This window comes from Vibrio renipiscarius, assembly GCF_000827885.1.
GTDB lineage: Bacteria > Pseudomonadota > Gammaproteobacteria > Enterobacterales > Vibrionaceae > Vibrio > Vibrio renipiscarius.
Genome location: NZ_JTKH01000003.1, coordinates 388,415 through 406,594 on the forward strand (window position 1 = coordinate 388,415; position 18,180 = coordinate 406,594).

Annotated in this window: 19 protein-coding genes; 8 read left to right on the top strand and 11 right to left on the bottom strand. The window is 45.9% G+C overall.

Annotated features, from left to right (window positions below; all coding sequences use genetic code 11):
- Position 1: 1 nt before the first annotated feature.
- The 5 genes from OJ16_RS02065 to htpX all read right to left on the bottom strand — a co-directional run bounded on the left by OJ16_RS02065 (position 2) and on the right by htpX (position 4,378).
- Entirely contained in the window at positions 2-805 is an 804-nt protein-coding gene (locus tag OJ16_RS02065) for a DUF1365 domain-containing protein (RefSeq protein ID WP_040986859.1), read from the bottom strand.
- 1 nt (position 806) lies between these two features.
- Positions 807-2,123 carry an NAD(P)/FAD-dependent oxidoreductase gene (locus tag OJ16_RS02070; protein WP_052810416.1) on the bottom strand — a complete coding sequence of 439 codons (1,317 nt, stop codon included), beginning with the start codon at positions 2,121-2,123 and terminating at the stop codon, positions 807-809.
- Between the two features lie 12 nt (positions 2,124-2,135).
- The gene (locus OJ16_RS02075) at positions 2,136-2,873 is read right to left on the bottom strand and encodes an SDR family NAD(P)-dependent oxidoreductase (protein WP_040986861.1); all 738 of its coding nucleotides are present in this window, start codon (positions 2,871-2,873) and stop codon (positions 2,136-2,138) included.
- Positions 2,870-3,289, bottom strand: a complete 420-nt coding sequence (locus OJ16_RS02080; RefSeq protein ID WP_040986863.1) for a nuclear transport factor 2 family protein — start codon at positions 3,287-3,289, stop codon at positions 2,870-2,872. Before OJ16_RS02080 ends, OJ16_RS02075 begins: the two co-directional genes overlap by 4 nt.
- A gap of 219 nt (positions 3,290-3,508) precedes the next feature.
- Entirely contained in the window at positions 3,509-4,378 is an 870-nt protein-coding gene (gene htpX / locus OJ16_RS02085) for a protease HtpX (RefSeq protein ID WP_040986865.1), read from the bottom strand.
- A gap of 360 nt (positions 4,379-4,738) precedes the next feature.
- Here htpX and OJ16_RS20110 point away from each other — a divergent pair, with 360 nt between their 5' ends.
- Entirely contained in the window at positions 4,739-4,903 is a 165-nt protein-coding gene (locus OJ16_RS20110; protein ID WP_173425033.1) for a hypothetical protein, read from the top strand.
- A 104-nt stretch (positions 4,904-5,007) separates the two neighbouring features.
- On the opposite strand, the gene bioD is transcribed toward OJ16_RS20110, so the two are convergent.
- Genes bioD through bioB form a run of 4 tightly spaced genes read right to left on the bottom strand, consistent with a single transcriptional unit; the run spans position 5,008 to position 8,682 of the window.
- Positions 5,008-5,688: a dethiobiotin synthase gene (bioD, locus tag OJ16_RS02090; protein WP_040986867.1), complete on the bottom strand. Its 681-nt coding sequence runs from the start codon at positions 5,686-5,688 to the stop codon at positions 5,008-5,010.
- Complete coding sequence (gene bioC / locus OJ16_RS02095; RefSeq protein ID WP_040986869.1) at positions 5,685-6,500, bottom strand: malonyl-ACP O-methyltransferase BioC; 816 nt, start codon at positions 6,498-6,500, stop codon at positions 5,685-5,687. The genes bioD and bioC overlap by 4 nt, the downstream gene beginning before the upstream one ends.
- A gap of 3 nt (positions 6,501-6,503) precedes the next feature.
- Positions 6,504-7,658: an 8-amino-7-oxononanoate synthase gene (locus tag OJ16_RS02100; RefSeq protein ID WP_040986871.1), complete on the bottom strand. Its 1,155-nt coding sequence runs from the start codon at positions 7,656-7,658 to the stop codon at positions 6,504-6,506.
- Positions 7,630-8,682: a biotin synthase BioB gene (gene bioB, locus OJ16_RS02105; RefSeq protein WP_040986873.1), complete on the bottom strand. Its 1,053-nt coding sequence runs from the start codon at positions 8,680-8,682 to the stop codon at positions 7,630-7,632. Before bioB ends, OJ16_RS02100 begins: the two co-directional genes overlap by 29 nt.
- Positions 8,683-8,845: 163 nt before the next feature.
- Between bioB and bioA the strand changes: the two genes are divergently transcribed.
- Positions 8,846-10,123 (top strand): adenosylmethionine--8-amino-7-oxononanoate transaminase, encoded by a 1,278-nt coding sequence (gene bioA, locus OJ16_RS02110; RefSeq protein ID WP_040986875.1) that lies wholly within the window; start codon positions 8,846-8,848, stop codon positions 10,121-10,123.
- Positions 10,124-10,186: 63 nt separating this feature from the next.
- On the opposite strand, the gene OJ16_RS02115 is transcribed toward bioA, so the two are convergent.
- Together OJ16_RS02115 and OJ16_RS02120 are read right to left on the bottom strand one after the other, a co-directional pair.
- Positions 10,187-10,849, bottom strand: coding sequence for a DUF2057 family protein (locus OJ16_RS02115; protein WP_236688464.1), 663 nt, complete (start codon positions 10,847-10,849; stop codon positions 10,187-10,189).
- An 82-nt stretch (positions 10,850-10,931) separates the two neighbouring features.
- The gene (locus OJ16_RS02120; RefSeq protein WP_040986877.1) at positions 10,932-11,906 is read right to left on the bottom strand and encodes a porin; all 975 of its coding nucleotides are present in this window, start codon (positions 11,904-11,906) and stop codon (positions 10,932-10,934) included.
- A 514-nt stretch (positions 11,907-12,420) separates the two neighbouring features.
- On the opposite strand from OJ16_RS02120, the gene dinG reads away from it, so the two are divergent.
- The 6 genes from dinG to xthA are packed head-to-tail and all read left to right on the top strand — an operon-like array spanning position 12,421 to position 18,005.
- Positions 12,421-14,493, top strand: a complete 2,073-nt coding sequence (gene dinG / locus OJ16_RS02125) for an ATP-dependent DNA helicase DinG (RefSeq protein ID WP_040986879.1) — start codon at positions 12,421-12,423, stop codon at positions 14,491-14,493.
- Positions 14,494-14,538: 45 nt separating this feature from the next.
- Positions 14,539-15,318 (top strand): sulfite exporter TauE/SafE family protein, encoded by a 780-nt coding sequence (locus tag OJ16_RS02130; RefSeq protein WP_040986881.1) that lies wholly within the window; start codon positions 14,539-14,541, stop codon positions 15,316-15,318.
- Entirely contained in the window at positions 15,315-15,863 is a 549-nt protein-coding gene (locus OJ16_RS02135) for a primosomal replication protein (protein ID WP_040986883.1), read from the top strand. The genes OJ16_RS02130 and OJ16_RS02135 overlap by 4 nt, the downstream gene beginning before the upstream one ends.
- Before the next feature lies 1 nt (position 15,864).
- Complete coding sequence (gene rsmS / locus OJ16_RS02140) at positions 15,865-16,029, top strand: pleiotropic regulatory protein RsmS (protein WP_040986885.1); 165 nt, start codon at positions 15,865-15,867, stop codon at positions 16,027-16,029.
- The gene (locus OJ16_RS02145) at positions 16,030-17,169 is read left to right on the top strand and encodes a ribosomal protein uL16 3-hydroxylase (RefSeq protein WP_040986887.1); all 1,140 of its coding nucleotides are present in this window, start codon (positions 16,030-16,032) and stop codon (positions 17,167-17,169) included.
- Between the two features lie 29 nt (positions 17,170-17,198).
- Positions 17,199-18,005, top strand: a complete 807-nt coding sequence (gene xthA, locus OJ16_RS02150; protein ID WP_040986889.1) for an exodeoxyribonuclease III — start codon at positions 17,199-17,201, stop codon at positions 18,003-18,005.
- The last annotated feature ends 175 nt before the right edge of the window (positions 18,006-18,180 follow it).

The following is an 18,180-nucleotide window of genomic DNA, read 5'->3' on the forward strand; positions in this document are numbered from 1 at the left end:
CCTATGCTCCTTGCTTATCATTATTATTCTCGTGATGTGATTCTTGTACCGCACTTTTAGACAGGTGCTGAGACGGCGGTGGCACAGAAACGGAAGAATGGTCGTAAATCGGCGCGCCTTTCCGCCATAACTTAAAGGCATGCCAATAAATACCGATGGTGACTTTAACGGCCATTATCGGGGTTGAAATTAAGTGCTTGAGCAGGCTTTTTGAACAGAGTGGTGTTTTTTCCATTAGCAATGTCGCATCAAATTCTTTGCGATCTCGATGGCATTCCAAATGGACATTAAGTCTGTCATTCAGTGGTTTTATACGCCAATGGTACTGCTGCTCAATCGGATTGAAGGGGGAAACATGAAACGCCTTCTCATGTTGCCAGCGACCGCTTTCTGTCGCGGGTATTGCGTAATAATGACGCTCATTCCAGGGCGTATTACTGACCTCTGCCAACAGATAGCACCACTGGTCGTTCTCATCATAGAGATAGTAGAAATTAACCGGACTGAAATAGACCCCCAAATAACGCAGATGAATAACGGCCTCCACGCGACCAGTTAACGCCTCTCCCGTCAATTCGCAGACTTTATCTTGTACCGCTTGCTTTAAGTTACCTTCACCAAGGTAATCAGCACGACGAAAGCGAGCCCAATGCCACCAGCGCTTTCCCATCCCCCACACCTGACCAAATACCACGTCGGTTTCATCCAAGTCCAAACAAGGCATAAAGAGTGGGTAGTTCAGTGAATGAGTGACCGGTGAGAGCCTTCTGTGCCGCACCGTGCCAACCAATAGCGCACTTTTCATACTAAGCCGCTCCCTTAATCTCACCGTTTTTATTGTCGGCATGATCGGAGCCGTCATGTTGAGCGTTCAGTTCTGCAACCACATCCAGCGCACTTCTCACACCGTCTTCATGGAATCCGTTGTACCAATAAGCACCACAAAACCAAGTGTGTGTCTTACCGTTAATGCGATGTCTCTGTGCTTGCGCCTTCATCGACTCAATACTGAACACTGGATGGCTGTATGTGAACGTCCGCAGCACTTTACTCGGGTTGATGTAAGCGTCGCTGTTGAGCGAAACACAAAATGTGTGCTCGCAATCGATGTGTTGCAAGATGTTCATGTTATAAGTCAGTGTTGGCGGGGCGGTTTGCGCTTTTCCATTACCGCTTAATTGGTAATTCCATGCCGCCCAGGCCGCTTTGCGTTGCGGCAATAGGCATGTATCGGTGTGCAACGTCACGTCATTGTTTTGGTATTCTAAGCCTGACAACACCTCTTGTTCGTCAGAAGTGACATCATTCAATAGTGATAATGCTTGGTCGCTGTGACAGGCAAAAATGACATGGTCAAACGTGTTAACCACACCGTTCACATGCAGATGAACACCATTAAAATCACGCCAAACGGATTGCACAGGAGAAGAAAGATGAATGCGGTCTTTGAAGCCCGCAATGAGCGCCGGAATATATTGCTTCGAGCCCCCTTTGACGACATACCATTGCGGTCGGTTTACAACATCCAATAAGCCGTGATTTAAGAAGAAGCGTGCAAAAAAGTTTAATGGAAAAGCGCGCATATCAGCCAATGTCGAAGACCAAATGGCCGCCCCCATAGGCAAAATATAGTTTTCACAGAAATAGTCGTTAAAGTTATTCGCCGTTAGGAAATCACCAAGCGTGTGCTCATCTTCGGCTTGGCTGCTCTTCGGCTGCGCGGCCTGCGCTTTCACTAATCGATTAAACCGCAAAATATCAAAAATAAAGCCATAAAAACGCGGATTGAACCAATTGCGCTTTTGAGCAAATAATGTCCCTAACGTGTGACCATTATATTCTAAACCGTTTGATTGATTGGAAACGCTAAAGCTCATCTCAGTAGCCAGGCCCTCTACCCCAATCTCATTCATCAAGCGGATAAAATTGGGATAGGTTCTATCGTTATAGACAATAAAGCCGGTATCTACCGCGTATTGCTTATCATCCAGTTCTACTTCGACAGTCGCGGTGTGCCCGCCGATATAGTCGTTCGCTTCATAAACGGTCACGTCATGTTTTTTGTGAAGATGATAACCACACGTTAACCCAGAAATACCCGTTCCAATAATTGCAATTTTCATTCTCTACTTCCTTTAATCTTGGGTAAGTTTTGCGGTTAACGCGTTTTGCCAGCGATAAGGTAACAAGGCGATAAGACGTAAAATGAGGGTAAATCGTGTCGGGAAATAAAGGTAAGCGCTGCCTTTTTCAATGCCTTTCCTGATTGCACGAGAAGCCTCGTCAACATCGACCATGAGTGGCATTGCAAACGTATTTTTTTCCGTTAATGGTGTACGAACAAATCCGGGGTAAACCACGGTGACCTGAATACCTTTTGGTTTTAACGTTTGTTGCAACGTTCGAGCCAGGTAACTCACGGCCGATTTCGATGCGCCATACGCCTCAGCACGAGGGAGCGCAAGCTCGCTGGATATTGAACCGACAATCACTAAATGTGAGCCTCGCACAAAGCGGGTTTGTGCCGCTTCTATCGCGTGCACAAGCCCCATAACATTCACTTCAAATACACGCCTGATAAGCTGACTGTCCAACTCACCTTTTTCGATGTATTCACAATCCCCTGCGTTGAAAATCCACACGTCGGGTTTGCTTTGCATGCTATCGACCATCTGCTGAGTGGCTTGGCAGTCGGTTAAGTCAAAACACAAGGTTTCTATCATTTCAGGTGACGTTTCAGAAAACCGTGTGAGCTCAGCCAGCGCCTGAGGATTACGCCCACACGCCACCACTTTCTCCCCTGCCTTGAGATAGTCTTTCGCCAACTGGAAACCAATACCTGATGTTGCACCGGTTATAAATACCGTTTTCATTCACCTAATCTCCGTTTAATGGTGCGAATAACCGAACCGAGTACTGGTATATTTTCGTACAACATTTCACCTAAATCGAAGTAATCGCGGTGATAAATGACTTTTTGGTGAGAAAATTTGAGGTGGCTAACACCATTGACGTAGATTGTGTGACCGTGTTGGAGTTTTGGGTGTTTGAGGCTCATCGTCCAAGTAATGAAACCCACATCGTCCTGTTGCAGCTGACTTTTAATATCGAACTGACAAAGCTCGACATTGAGATAGAGCGAATCAAAATACCGTTTTAACTCATCCCATCCCTCTAAGCGATGAGCCGCATCTTCAAACACCACGTCTTGGTGATAAACCTCTTCAAGAAGATGCAAGTTATCTTTATTCAATTGCTGATAGATCAAACTGACTTTGGTGACATCCATGAACCAAACCCTCCGAACGTTTTTATTGTACAGTTTTTGTTTTTGTATAATTAACTTAGGACACTATCAATAGTTGTACAAATTTTTTTTTGTATAACTTATTCACATTTACGAAATGAAAACACGATGGATCAAAAAAGGCTTGGAGATTATCCAAGCCTTTCGATGCGATGTTTCGCTGTATTATATTTTGCTGTAAGTAAATAGATGAGCGTCTAATTACAAGCTATTGCGAAGCGCTGCAATACGTTTGTCTAGCGGCGGGTGGCTCATCAGCAATTCTGTCATTGACGCTTTACCGTTGATACCAAACGCCATCATAGAACCTTCTAGTTGAGGCTCATGGCTGACTTTCAAACGCTCTAGCGCGGCAATCATCTTCTCTTTGCCAACCAACTGCGCAGCACCGGCATCGGCATAAAATTCACGATGACGGCTGTACCACATGGTGATAAAGCTTGCTAGGAAACCAAACACCAACTCCAGCACCATTGAGACACCGAAGTAAACCATCATGTTGCTGCCGCCTTCCCCTTCTTCGTCATCATTTGACGAAACAATGTTCGCAATAAAGCGAGAAAGGAAAATAACGAAGGTATTCACAACACCTTGCATTAAAGTCATGGTCACCATGTCACCGTTCGCGATATGGCTCACTTCATGCGCCAAAACGGCTTCCGCTTCATCACGGGTCATGTTGTGTAATAGGCCAGTCGATACCGCGACCAATGAATCGTCACGCTTTGCGCCTGTAGCAAATGCGTTAATATCACCTGATTCATAAATCGCGACCGTTGGCATACCAATACCTACTTGCTGCGATTGACGACGAACCGTTTCAATCAGCCAGTGCTCGGTTTCATTGCGAGGGCTTTCAATCACCATGCCGCCAACAGAACGCAATGCCATGCCTTTCGACATCATTAGCGAAATAATTGAACCGCCAAAACCAAATACGGCTGCCATCAACAGAAGACCTGACAGACTACCAGGCTGCATCCCCGTCACAGCATAAACAATATTCAAAACAACACTTAAAACCAATACAACGGCCAAGTTGGTTGCAAGGAATAACATAATTCGTTTCATTACTTTTCTCCGAAACAGAAAGCTATTTATTAGTGGCTTACGTATACAGGTTATCGAATTCAAGATAAAACTTATCGCAGCCTTTAGTCTACCATCTGATTCAACTCATCCGGTTAGCCTATAGATATAGCCTAATCGCTTTAAACACAAGCGTTAGAAGCAATTTGATACATTTGTTTTTGCCCTTATTTGCCAAGCCGACAGAGAAAAAACCCGTCTCGCCAGCCGCAAATGGTCCTCGCCCATGCCACGCCTTAGACTTTGGTCTTATTGTGGAGTCACGAAAAGATGCTAAATTTCTCACAACGACACTTTCGCTTGTACCAGAAATCACGTAATCAACGTCAAAGGAATGCACCCATGGCTGAGACCAAAAACTATCAAATGGCTATTGATCTTTTGCGCTGCCACCTAGGCATTACAGAGGATGAAGCAAAACAACAATTGGGCTTAATGACAGACGCACCACAGCAACACCTTTCCGAAACGCAATCGGCATGGTTAAGTCTACAAAGCGACCTGTAACCGACACAATAAGATCGGCATAAACTCATAAAATAGACATCATGATCAAAAAAGGCTGCCCGTTAAAATGGCAGCCTTTTCGTTATTGCATTAAACCGTTCTCGTTAACCCAGTAACGGTGATACATCAATGTATTTAGCAAGATCTTTGCGCTTAACACTTGGAACATACGGGATCTCACCGATCTTCGGTGCAGCAATTTTTTGCTCTAGCATCGCAATGATTTCAGCGTAATTTTCCGTGCCCGGATTAATACGGTTCGCCACCCAACCAGCAAGCTCTAAGCCATCCGCTTTGATCGCATCAAGCGTCAGTAATGCATGGCTTAAACAACCTAACTTAATGCCCACCACCAAAACAACTGGCAGTTTTTCTTGCTGAACCCAAGTAGACAGGCAATCTTCATCAGACACGGGAACACGCCAACCGCCTGCGCCTTCAACAAGAACAATGTCTGAATTCGCTTTGTGTTGTGCCAATTTGTCACTCAGTACCGAGTAATCAATAACCACGTTGTCATGCTTTGCCGCGATGTGTGGTGACGCGGGTAACTCCAATGCATAAGGATTCACGTCCTCATACGCCACGTCAACCGTTGCCGCACTTTGCAGATATAAAGCGTCAGAGTGGCGTAAGCCTCCCTCTATGGTCTCACAACCTGCGGCGACCGGCTTATAGCCAATCGTCTTTAATCCTTTTTCCGCTAGTGCGTTCAAAATCGCTTTTGAAGCCACGGTTTTGCCAACATCGGTATCCGTACCTGCAATAAAAAATGCATCAATCATAGATTAATAATCCCCAAACAAACCTGATATGTTGCGGGTAGAAGACCCTGATGTTTTTTCCGAAAGGCTTGATACTCATGCTCGAGTTGAATGAGCATTTTACGGCTCGTTAACCCATGAGAACGCCCTGCAACATGATTTGCTCCAATGCCTTTAAGATCGCGCATCAAAGAAAATGCAGAGTCGTACCAAACCACAATAGACGCCAAGTCTAAGTGATGGTTATTGCAATGAGATTGCGCTAACGCAATGTTTACCTGATTGAGAGGGACAAAATCATTCACGTGTTGATGTGTGTCAATTTTTCGCCATGCCAATTTAAGCTCATTCAACGAGCCTTCTAATAAGGTTGAAAATAATGCCTGACCACCTGGCTTAGTGACTCGGCGCATTTCTCCAAGTGGTATCGCTAAATCATCACACCACTGCAACGCCAAACTCGAAAACACATAATCAAATTGATTATCGGCAAAAGGCAAACATTCCGCATCACCTTGCTGATAGCGCATCCCGCTTTCACCGCAACGTTTCCGCGCTTGCTCTAGCATCGGTTGCGAAAGATCAAGGCACACTACTTCAGCCCCCCGAGCGTTTAATTGCTGGCTAAAAAATCCTGTGCCGCAACCGAGATCAAGTACTCGGCTGCCGGTTAAATCATCAGGGAGTTGGGCGAGTAAACGCTGTCCCACATCTCGCTGAAAAGCCGCGTGCTGATCATAAGTGGCAGCCGCTTTACCAAATGAAGCCGCAATCGCCTCTTTATCTGCTATTGCGAGCCTAATGGCCGCTTCGTCAATATTGATTGCCTGCATCGTTTAATCCTCTAGTACACGTTTTAACGCGGAGGCTAATTGCGTCACGTGTTCCACGGTATGATTGGCGGTTAATGTGATTCTTAGCCTTGCGCCATCAACAGGCACCGTCGGTGAACGAATCGCGGTCAACCAAAACCCTTGCTCTCTTAACGCATTCGCAACCGACAATGCACGCGCACTCGACCCCATTAACACAGGCTTAATCGGCGAGTCCGTCTCTACATAGCCCTCCAGAGAAGCACATTGATCGTGATAGCAGGCTTGCAACTCTTGCAATTTATCTCGACGCCACTGCTGAGTATCTATCAGATCAATCGCGTGAGTTAAGGCATACGCCAAACTTGGTGGCATCGCCGTCGAATACACATGATGACGCGCGAACTGCGTGAGGTAATCACCGGTGGATTCATCACATAAAATAGCCGCACCAGACAGGCCAAATGCTTTGCCAAACGTCACGACTAATATTTGAGGCTTGACCCCCGCTTGGTTGCAACTGCCTCGACCTTGCTCGCCCAACACACCGATTCCGTGGGCGTCATCCACCGCTAACCAAGCGCTGTTTGGTAAGCACTGCTCTATGGCCTGTAAAGGCGCGCTATCACCATCCATGCTAAACACCCCTTCTGTTACCACTAAAGCGTTTGGCTCAATCAGCGCTTTTAAATGGGTAACATCGTTGTGTTTAAAGCGTTTCATCGTGGCGGGCGATAACATCCCCGCTTCGATAAGCGAAGCGTGATTCAATTTATCTTGCAGCAGCAAGTCGCCTTTTTGTAGCAGCGCGAACAGCATCGCTTGATTGGCGGAAAAGCCCGAGCTAAACAAAATCGCACGTGAGTAACCCAGCCACTGACACAAACGTGATTCCAATGCTTGATGAGCCGAGCTAAACCCGGTCACTAAGGGAGATGCGGCACTGCCATTCCCCAACAAATCAATGCCTTTCTTCCACGCGTTGGCGAGTTCAGCGTCGGTGGCGAGCCCCAAATAGTCATTACTCGAAAAATTAAGATAGGCGTGTTCACCAGCCGAAAAGCGACTTCCATTGCCGCCACACAACCCGGTTAGCTGGCGATTAAGACCTTGTTGTCTGCGCTCTTCAAGGGCAAGAGCGATACGCTGATCAAACGCTGGCTTCATAAAACAAATCATCTTGCGAAGGTCTTGCCGCTACACGCTCTACAACGCGATCCAACAAATCATTCTCTTCAATTTCGTCTGGGCGCTGGGATACCTGCTGGCTATTAATCCCAAGCTTATCGAACAGCTGCATATCTTTATCTTCCGATGGATTCGGTGTGGTTAAGAGTTTGCATCCATAAAAGACCGAGTTTGCCCCCGCCATAAAGCACAGGGTTTGCATCTGCTCATTCATGTCCTCACGACCAGCCGACAAACGCACCGCAGAAAGAGGCATCATAATTCGGGCAATCGCGATTAAGCGGATAAAATCAAATGGGTCTACATCATCAACCGCTTCAAGCGGTGTCCCTTTGACCTTCACCAACATGTTAACAGGCACGCTTTCAGGATGAGTCGGTAGGTTCGCTAACTCAACAAACAAGCCTGCGCGGTCACTGGCGCTCTCGCCCATACCAATAATGCCACCTGAGCAGATTTTCATACCTGCATCACGAACGTGAGAAAGGGTGTCAAGGCGGTCTTGGTAAGTTCGCGTGGTGATAATGTTGCCGTAAAATTCTGGTGAGGTGTCTAAGTTGTGGTTGTAGTAATCAAGCCCTGCACCCGCTAATTCATCGGCTTGATCTGGCGTGAGCATTCCAAGCGTCATACAGGTCTCTAGCCCCATGCCTTTCACGCCTTTGATCATCTCCGTCAAATGTGGCATGTCGCGCGCTTTCGGGTTCTTCCACGCAGCGCCCATACAAAACCGTGTTGAACCAGCATTTTTAGCCTTTTGGGCCGCATCCAATACGCGGTCGACTTCCATCAACCGTTCTTTTTCGACATCCGTGGTATAACGCGCACTTTGCGGACAATATTTGCAATCTTCTGGGCAAGCCCCCGTTTTGATCGAAAGCAGCGTGCTGACTTGAACGTAGTTGCTTTGTTGATATTGACGATGGACGCATTGCGCTTCAAACAATAGATCCATAAACGGTTTTTCCATCAGCTGCTGTACTTCAGCAACCGTCCAGTTATGACGAACTTCCACGTGTTTTCCTTTTTATATCCTTGCTAGCGGGTCACTAAACGAGAGTGATCATTAGAATTTTGCTCTTGGCTAGTCTACTGACACTTGCTAAGCTGTCAACACAAACGAAAACAACAAGTTGACCAATGGTTAACAATTAATCACTTCAGTAATGGGTATTCTGATGGATCTCGCTTTTGACCGCCGTCATATCTGGCATCCCTACACCTCAACATTAACACCTCTGACCTGCTACCCAATCGAACGAGCGGAAGGCGTTTGTTTATATTTGGACGATGGTCGTGCACTCATTGATGGTATGTCATCTTGGTGGGCCGCCATACATGGCTACAACCATCCACACCTTAATCAAGCTGCGCACCAACAAATCGATCAAGTCGCCCATGTCATGTTTGGCGGCATTACGCATCAACCCGCGATTGATTTGTGCAAACATCTCATCGCGATGACGGCAGAACCGCTACAGCACGTCTTCTTGGCTGATTCGGGTTCAGTGGCGGTCGAAGTGAGCCTGAAAATGGCGTTGCAGTATTGGCACGCCAAGGGGGAATCGCGCAGCCAGTTTTTGACCCTGCGTGATGGCTATCATGGTGACACCTTTGCCGCCATGTCAGTCACCGATCCTGACAACTCAATGCACTCGCTCTACAAAGGATTTTTGCCTCAACATCTCTTCGCCGACTCGCCTAAATCTGGTTTTTGGCAAGAATGGGACGAAAGGGATTTGGATGATTTCACCGCAAAACTCACCCTTCATCATCAAGACATCGCCGCGGTGATCTTAGAGCCGATCGTGCAAGGCGCAGGTGGAATGCGTATGTATCACCCGGCATTTTTACAAGGTGTACGTCGTTTGTGTGATGAGTTTGGTGTGTTGCTGATCTTAGATGAAATCGCGACGGGATTTGGCCGCACAGGCAAGTTATTTGCTTATGAACATGCGCACATCGAGCCCGATATTTTATGTTTGGGTAAGGCGTTGACCGGAGGCTATATGACTCTCTCGGCCACATTAACTACCTCTCATGTTGCCAATACCGTATGTGGGGGAGAAGCGGGTTGCTTTATGCATGGCCCCACATTTATGGGCAACCCCCTCGCCTGCGCCGTCGCGAATGCCAGCATGGAGATTCTCGCGAAAGGGGAATGGCAAGATCAAGCACAAGCGATTGAAGCACAGTTCGCCAAACGGCTACCGCAATTGGCCGAACATCCATACGTGACCGACGTGCGTTGGCTAGGGGCAATTGGCGTGGTTGAAACAGCTCACCCCGTTAATATGGAGAACATTCAAGCCCATTTCGTTGAGCAAGGCGTGTGGATACGCCCATTTGGCAAGCTCATCTATCTGATGCCACCGTTTATTAGCCAACCAGAACATATCGAAAAATTGGTTAAGGCAATCGAAACGGCGCTAAACAAGCCTGAGTGTTTTCAATAAACGTCCGAGCAATAAACACAAAAAAGGGTTGGCAATGCCAACCCTTTTCAGATCATCGGATGATTATTCTTGATCAATCATCCAACGACGGAATTCTTTACGTTCTTCTTTATTTGCTTGCAAGTACCATGCTTTCAATTGATCAACGGTCTTCGTTGCCATTACAGGTGCTGGCGCGGCTACTGTGCTGCTTGAGCCATTTGCGACAACAGATGACGTCGCAACCGCTGCCGTTTCAATCGCTACAGGGGCATCAATCAATACGCCGTCTTTGAAGTAAACACCACGCTGTTTGTTGTGCTCAGCAACTAGGTTTTCCATACCAGCGTAAGGCATAAAACCACCTTTACCCTCAAGCACGGCTTGTTCAAATACAATCTCTTGACCATCAACCAGCACTTTCCAACTAGGGGCTGCCTTTGAGAACTCTTGTTCTGCCGCCATCTCGCTATTCACATCAGGAGCGACAACTTTGAAGTTTTCACCCTGGGAATCAAAACTTATAACATAAGGCTTAGAAGTGAATACGCGCGAACCAAGCTTATCATCAAAACGAACAACCGTTTGAACAAAGCCTTCCTCTACTTGGTTCTGACCAATTTTTTGCTCTGCCTTTTGGCCATTAATATAGAGAATTGAAACTCCATCTTGCGCAGAAAGAACCGCGGCCTGCAGTGGAAAAGCCAACACCCCCACCATCACAGCGAATAAACTTTTAATTTTCAAAGGAGTTCCCCTTAAACAGCAATGTAATGTAAAAGTAAAAAGCCACCCGAAGGTGGCTTTAGTATATCTGATTAAGCAATCATTAGAATGATGCTTTAACACCGATAGCTAGAGCAGTGTCAGAATCGTCGTTGCCGTCGATGTCTTGACCAGCTACTTCAGCATAAGCTGTAGTGTTTGGAGCTAGTGCGTAACCTGCGTTCACGAACCAGTTAGTTGCATCAAATGCATCTTCATCGTGGTCAGCAACAGATACAGCAGAACCGAATGTCCACTTACCTAGGTAGTAGTCAGCACCTAGCGTGTAAACGTTAGTGTCTGCACCGTCAAAGTCTTTGTTAGTTGCGTAGTAACCTAGACCTACACGGAAGCTTTCAAAACCAGTGTAGTTAGCTTCGAAACCGAATGCATCTTCATCGACTAGGTTGCCTTCTGTATCACGTACGTTTGCAGTGTTTAGGTTTGCGTAGAATACAGACATGTCAAGGTCAGCTACACGGTAACCAAAACGACCATCGAAGTAGTCTGCATCAGTTCCAACGTGGTCTGCATCATCCATTTTGTTTTGAACGAAGCCAAGCGTAGTGTAGAAAGCGCCGTTGTCGTAGTCGTAACGGATACCTTCATCGCGACATGCGTAATCGCCTGAAGCACCTTCGTAAAGCTTGTTTACGTCGAATTGGTAATCTGTTGTGATGCCACCTAGGTCATCGACAGCAGTACATAGACGACCGAACTTGATAGAACCGTAAGTTTTTGAGTATAGCGCTACGTAGGTATCGCCGTTTTTAGTGTCTTTAGCGTTGTTGCTGTTAGAACCATCGAATTCCCAGTAACCGCCGAATTGTAGGTCATCGTTTAGCGCGTAACGAACATCAAAACCGAAATCTGCATCTTCGATTTGTTGCTTCATTGAGCTGTGATCAAAAGAGTTTTGGTAAGTAACTTCGATATCACCGTGAATGTCTACAGTCACGCCGTCTTGGTTGTAAAGTTCGATCGCTTGCGCAGATGTTGCTGCAAGAAGTACTGAAAGAGCTACAAGAGTCTTTTTCATAATAATCCACTGCCTTTTCTAGATTTGGGAAATCCTTATCCGGTTCCCTTTTTGTTTTTCAGTGGTGACTCAAACTCTTTAATGGTTCGATATCACCGCTCTCAAATTTCGAGGCCTAGATTGCAAAAGATTATTCTGCGTGTCAAATCTTATAAAAACAAAATATAAAAAAACATAAAAACGTTAATTATTAGTTACTTACACTTTTTACAGTCCGTTTTACGACCAACTTCTAACCATAATGATGCATTTATAACTACCCTAACAACACCGGTTAGTTAGTGTTTTATGCTAAAATTCACTTATAAGAACATCAATAGCAGTTTTTTATCTCACTCAAAGCCGGATATTGCAGCTCTATATTTTTCACATTTAGAATTAATTCTAAGTTCATGAAGGTTCAATCTTTTTTTGTGAAGGAGATCGAGATTTGATTGAAAAGGATTGTATTTCGTGAACTACTTAACGCTTAGAGAAGTGTGCTACACTCGATTTCCCCGAGAAAGGCGCCCGTATGTCAAACAGTAAAATACAAGAATCGATCCGCAAAAGTTATCAAAACCTCCAAGCTCAACTTGAGAACTTTGTTCCCCGCCGAGCTCAGAATTACCTTGTCGCGGAAATCGCAAAAACACTTTGTGGTGATTATCACAAAACCAATCGAATCATCGTTGCTGAGGCGGGAACCGGTATCGGTAAGTCGCTTTCTTATCTTATGGCAACCATTCCAGTCGCGGTTCAGAGTAATCGTAAAGTGGTGATTTCGACCGCGACCGTCGCACTGCAAGAGCAGTTAATTGATAAAGATTTGCCTCTGTTTCGTCGCATCACCGATCAATCGTTCTCTTTTATTTTAGCGAAAGGCCGTCAACGTTATTGTTGTGGCGAAAAACTCGCCTCAGCTTGCGGTGCCGATGGTGGCCAACTGGCGATGTTTGAATCAAAACCCAAGAAGAAAGACATCGAACTGTTAGAGCGTTTGCATAAAGCCTTACAACAAGGCAAATGGGATGGCGACAAAGACTCTTGGCCGAAAACCATTCATGATGACGTTTGGCGTCATATCGTGAGCGATAAACACAGCTGTAACAACAGCATGCCATCGCACCGAGGTTGCCCATTCCAAAAAGCACGTTCTGAGTTAGATAAGGCGGACGTCATCATCGCCAACCACAGTTTGGTGATGGCAGATGCTGACCTTGGCGGCGGCGTTATTCTTCCTGAGCCTGAAAATACCATTTACGTTTTTGACGAAGCGCATCACCTTCCGCATGTCGCTCGCGATCACTCTTCAGCGGCGGCAAGCCTGAAAGGTGCGGTAACCTGGCTAGAAAGACTTAACCAGTCCGTGACCAAATTTGCCGATTTAGCCGATGCCAAACGCGTTAGCCGCTTTCGCAATGAACTCCAAGATTCCATACAACAATTGATTCCATCACTTACGCAATTAGCCAGTCGTTTTGACCCCGCGCACTTTGTGGATGGCCTCTACCGTTTTGAGCATGGTGAGTTACCAACTTGGCTCGAAGAAGAGTCTAAACAATTAAAGATCCTTTCGCACAAAGGCGCTCAAGCGACGGCGAAAATTGCCGACTTAATTGCAGAGCGAGTCAAAGAAGGCGAAATTGCCACACGACTTGCCGAACCCGCATTGGCTGAACTCGGTTTTTATATTCAAAGAATGGATAATCTTGCCCAAGTTTGGCGCTTAATGGCGGAACCACAACGCGATAAAGGTGCACCACTGGCTCGTTGGCTTGAAAACAGTAACGAACGAGAAGGCGACTTTGTGGTGAACGTATCGCCATTAGAGGTTGGCTGGCAGCTAGATCAACAAATTTGGAGCCGTTGCCTTGGGGCGGTTTTAGTCTCGGCAACCATGCGCGCGCTCAACTCTTTTAGCTTTTATTGTCGCCAAGCGGGGATCAGTGAAAAGCCAGAAGATGGTACTCGTTTTCTGGCCTTAGCATCGCCTTTTGATTATCAAAATCAAGCAGAGCTCTACATCCCTAAGATGAAATACGAGCCGCAAGCAAGTGAGTTTACGGAATATCTTATTGAAATTCTGCCTAACCTAATTGCAGACAAACAGGCCAACTTAGTTTTATTCTCTTCTTATTGGCAGATGAACCAAGTGGCTCAAGCACTGGAAAGTTCATTTATCAAAAAAGGTTGGGCGTTACAAATTCAAGGTAAAGAGTCTCGCACTGAAATTCTCAATAAACATAAAACGCTCGTGCAATGTCAAAAAACAAGCATTTTATTTGGTACTGGCAGTTTTTCAGAAGGTTTGGATCTTCCTGGCGAGTTACTTGAGAATTTGATCATTACCAAGATTCCATTTGGGGTGCCGACTTCACCGGTTGAGCAAGCGCATGCCGAGTACATTGAGCAAAGAGGCGGTAATCCGTTTATGCAAATCACCGTACCGGAAGCGAGCAAGAAATTGATTCAATCGGTGGGTCGTTTGCTACGCAAAGAGCGAGATTGCGGCAAGGTGATCATCTTGGATAGACGCATTGTGACCAAACGTTATGGTCAATCATTGCTTGATTCCCTACCGCCTTTTAAACGAATCATCGAATAAATAAGTGGCACGCTTTTAAAAGCCACATAATAAGAAGAAGACTGAATGGAAATGTTAGAACCAACGATGCTGTTGGTATTGGCGCTGGTCGCATTTTTTGCTGGATTTATTGATGCAGTCGCGGGAGGGGGCGGAATGCTAACTGTCCCGACGCTTCTTTCTTTGGGGTTGCCCCCACACATGGCACTGGGCACCAATAAACTGGCGGCATCGTTTGCCTCTTCAACGGCGGCGTTTACTTATTATAAAAAGCGTTTATTCAAGCCTCAATGTTGGAACCGTTCCTTTATTGCCACCTTTATTGGCGCGATCGTGGGCACGCTTGTGGTTGACGCCATCAGTACTCAATGGTTAGAGAAAACTCTACCCTTGATCATTCTGGCGGCCGCGGTCTACACCATTTGGCACAAAACGCCGGAAAACAGCAGCAATGAGCCGCCTCCACCTTGTCCAGTCTTTCGTAAAAAGCAGGTCGTTCAAGGCGGTATATTGGGCTTTTACGATGGCATTGCCGGACCCGGCACTGGGGCCTTTTGGACCGTAAGTACCATGGCCTTGTATCGGCTCAATATTTTGGTGGCGTCTGGCGTCGCGAAAGCGATGAACTTTACCAGCAACTTCACCTCACTGGTGACTTTTGCTATTTTGGGGCATATTGACTGGGTACTTGGCCTGACCATGGGTGTATGCTTAATGGCAGGAGCCTTCGTTGGCGCGCATTCTGCCATTCGATTTGGCGCAAAATTTATCCGACCGGTCTTTGTTACTGTCGTCAGTATTCTGGCGATAAAACTTGCCTATGACGCATGGTTTGTTGCTGTATGAATCACTTAAAACCACTGGTTAGCACCTTAGAACATCTCGCGGTTCAAGCGGCGCAAATTGATCGCAAGCGCAGCGAGCATCATCAACCTTTATTTGATGAAACGCTATTTCATTGCAAAGCGCGCTTACTCGTGCCTTGTGTCAAAGAAACACAATCGACTCTCAACACCATTGTGCGAGAGCAAGACAGCGGTCGCTTGACCACATTACGGGCAGAATATTTAACCGAGCGACTCTTTGCTCAGCTCTCTGCGTTGCAACGTGAGATCGCCACACAACCGATCCGAAAAAATGAGCCTAAGCACTATAGCCATTATCAAAAACCGATTAATGTGCTTTATCAAGAGCTGGCCCAGCACCAAGATTGGGAACGACGTTTGATGGAAATGGCGCGCGACAAACTCGCAGAGCTAGAGTGCGCCCCACCCTTTGCCCAACAAAATGCACAACAAGCGTTGTTGTCGACTGAGCAACGCCTAGAGCGATGCCGAGTTTCAAAACTGAAAATTGAAAAACAAATTTCTTACCGTGAGAGACATCAATAATATGACGATGCCTGCAACTGGCCTTGATAGCGCCCCAGATGAAATCAAACTGGCGGTCGACCTCATCTATCTATTAGAAAGCAATAACGTTGATCCACAAACTGCCCTAGAAGCGATTAAAATCGTCCAATCAGATCTACAAGCCAAATTGGCACCGGAAGCATAGATGTTCAAGCTAAACCTCGATATCCCTGATTTTTTAAACACCTATTGGCAGAAGAAACCTGTCATCATCAAAAACGCCTTCAGCCATTTTGCTGATCCTATCTCAGCAGATGAAATCGCTGGATTATCACTGGAAGAGATGGTCGACTCACGTTTTGTCACCAACAAAGACGCCCAATGGACCGCGCAACACGGCCCATTTGAGGAATCGTTTTTTGATACGCTGCCAGAGACCCATTGCCAGCTGATCGTTCAAGCGTGTAACCATTGGCACAGTGAAACTGCGCAACTTATTGAGCCGTTCAAAGCGCTACCACACTGGTTATTTGATGATGTGATGGTGTGTTACTCAGCGCCGCATGGTGGTGTTGGTCCTCATATTGACCAATATGATGTATTCATTATCCAAGGCCAAGGTAAGCGTGAGTGGAAAGTAGGCGCGAAAGATGTCGGCCAATACACGGAAGTGATTCAAGGTGGTGCTTTAAGACAAATTGAAGGCTTTGATGCCATAATTGACGATATTTTGCTGCCTGGTGACATGCTTTATATCCCGCCAGGTTTCCCTCATGAAGGGACAACGCTTGAAGCCAGCTTAAGCTATTCGTTGGGTTATCGTTCACCAACCGAGCAAGAGTTATTGAGCCACTTTGCCGATCACACTATCGCCAATGATCTCGGTAACCATCACATGCATGATCCGGATTTACCGGCGCAAAGCCATTATGGTCAAATCGGAAATCAAAGCCTGACGATGCTCAAACAAATGCTGCACAATGCGATGAATGCCGATGATGTTTTAAATACCTTTATCGGGACTCAGTTGAGCCAATCGCGTCATCAGATGAATCTGATTGAACCGGATCCAGAATATCGCTTGGACGAACTTAACGACCTTTTACAACAAAGTGTCTCCATCGAAAAAGTGCCTGGCTTAAAAGCCTTGTACTTAGAAGATGCAACAGAGCAGTTATTCGTGAATGGCGAATGCTTCACGATTCATAGTGACGATAAAGCGCTACTGAGCCTGCTTTGCGACCAAAACGCGTTCAACAGCGACGATATCATTATGTCGCCCCAGCTTGAAACGCGCGAAACGTTACTCACACTGATTAACAGCGGCTATTGGTACATCGCTTAATCATCGTATTCACTGAAAAGGAATCTAAAATGAAAGTCGTTTCATTTAACATCAATGGCCTCCGTGCCAGATTGCATCAATTAGAAGCGTTGATAGAAAAACATCAACCGGATGTGATTGGCCTACAAGAAATCAAAGTGCATGATGAAGCGTTCCCGTTAGACGCGGTGGAAGCGATGGGTTACAAGGTGTATTACCACGGCCAAAAAGCCCATTATGGTGTGGCAATGCTGTGTAAACAAACACCGATTTCGGTTCAAAAAGGTTTCCCAACCGATAATGACGATCATCAAAAACGCATGATAATGGCGACATTTGAAGACGCGAATGGTGAAAAAATCACGGTGCTTAACGGCTACTTCCCTCAAGGCGATAATATTAGCCATGAAACTAAGTATCCATATAAACGCCAGTTTTATACAGACCTGATGACCTATTTAAACGATCATCATACTAATGATGAAAATATCATTGTCATGGGCGATATTAATATCAGCCCACTCGACTTAGATATTGGCATTGGTGAAGTTAACCGTAAACGTTGGTTAAAAACCGGAAAATGTTCTTTCCAACTGGAAGAACGTGAATGGTTACAGTCTTTATTAGATTGGGGATTCATTGATACCTTCCGTCAAATTCATCCTGACGTGACCGACAAATATTCATGGTTTGATTATCGCTCACGTGGCTTTGATGACAACCGTGGCCTACGCATCGATGTTATTCTAGCAACATCATCACTGGCTGCGCGATGTGTTGAATCCGACATTGACTACCCATTGCGTGGTATTGATAAACCGTCTGATCACGCCCCTATTTGGTCGTCATTCGAATAACAACCACTAATTAAAAGGTTTCTTAAATATAGGAAACCTTTTTAAACAACTGTTTTAAATAAGATTTAAACCACACCACCCCCATCAGAACCATATTAGCAATTTAGTGCTATCGCACCATCAATTAAACCAATGTTAGGATGTCGTCAACTCCTAGTGAAATAATACGGTTTGA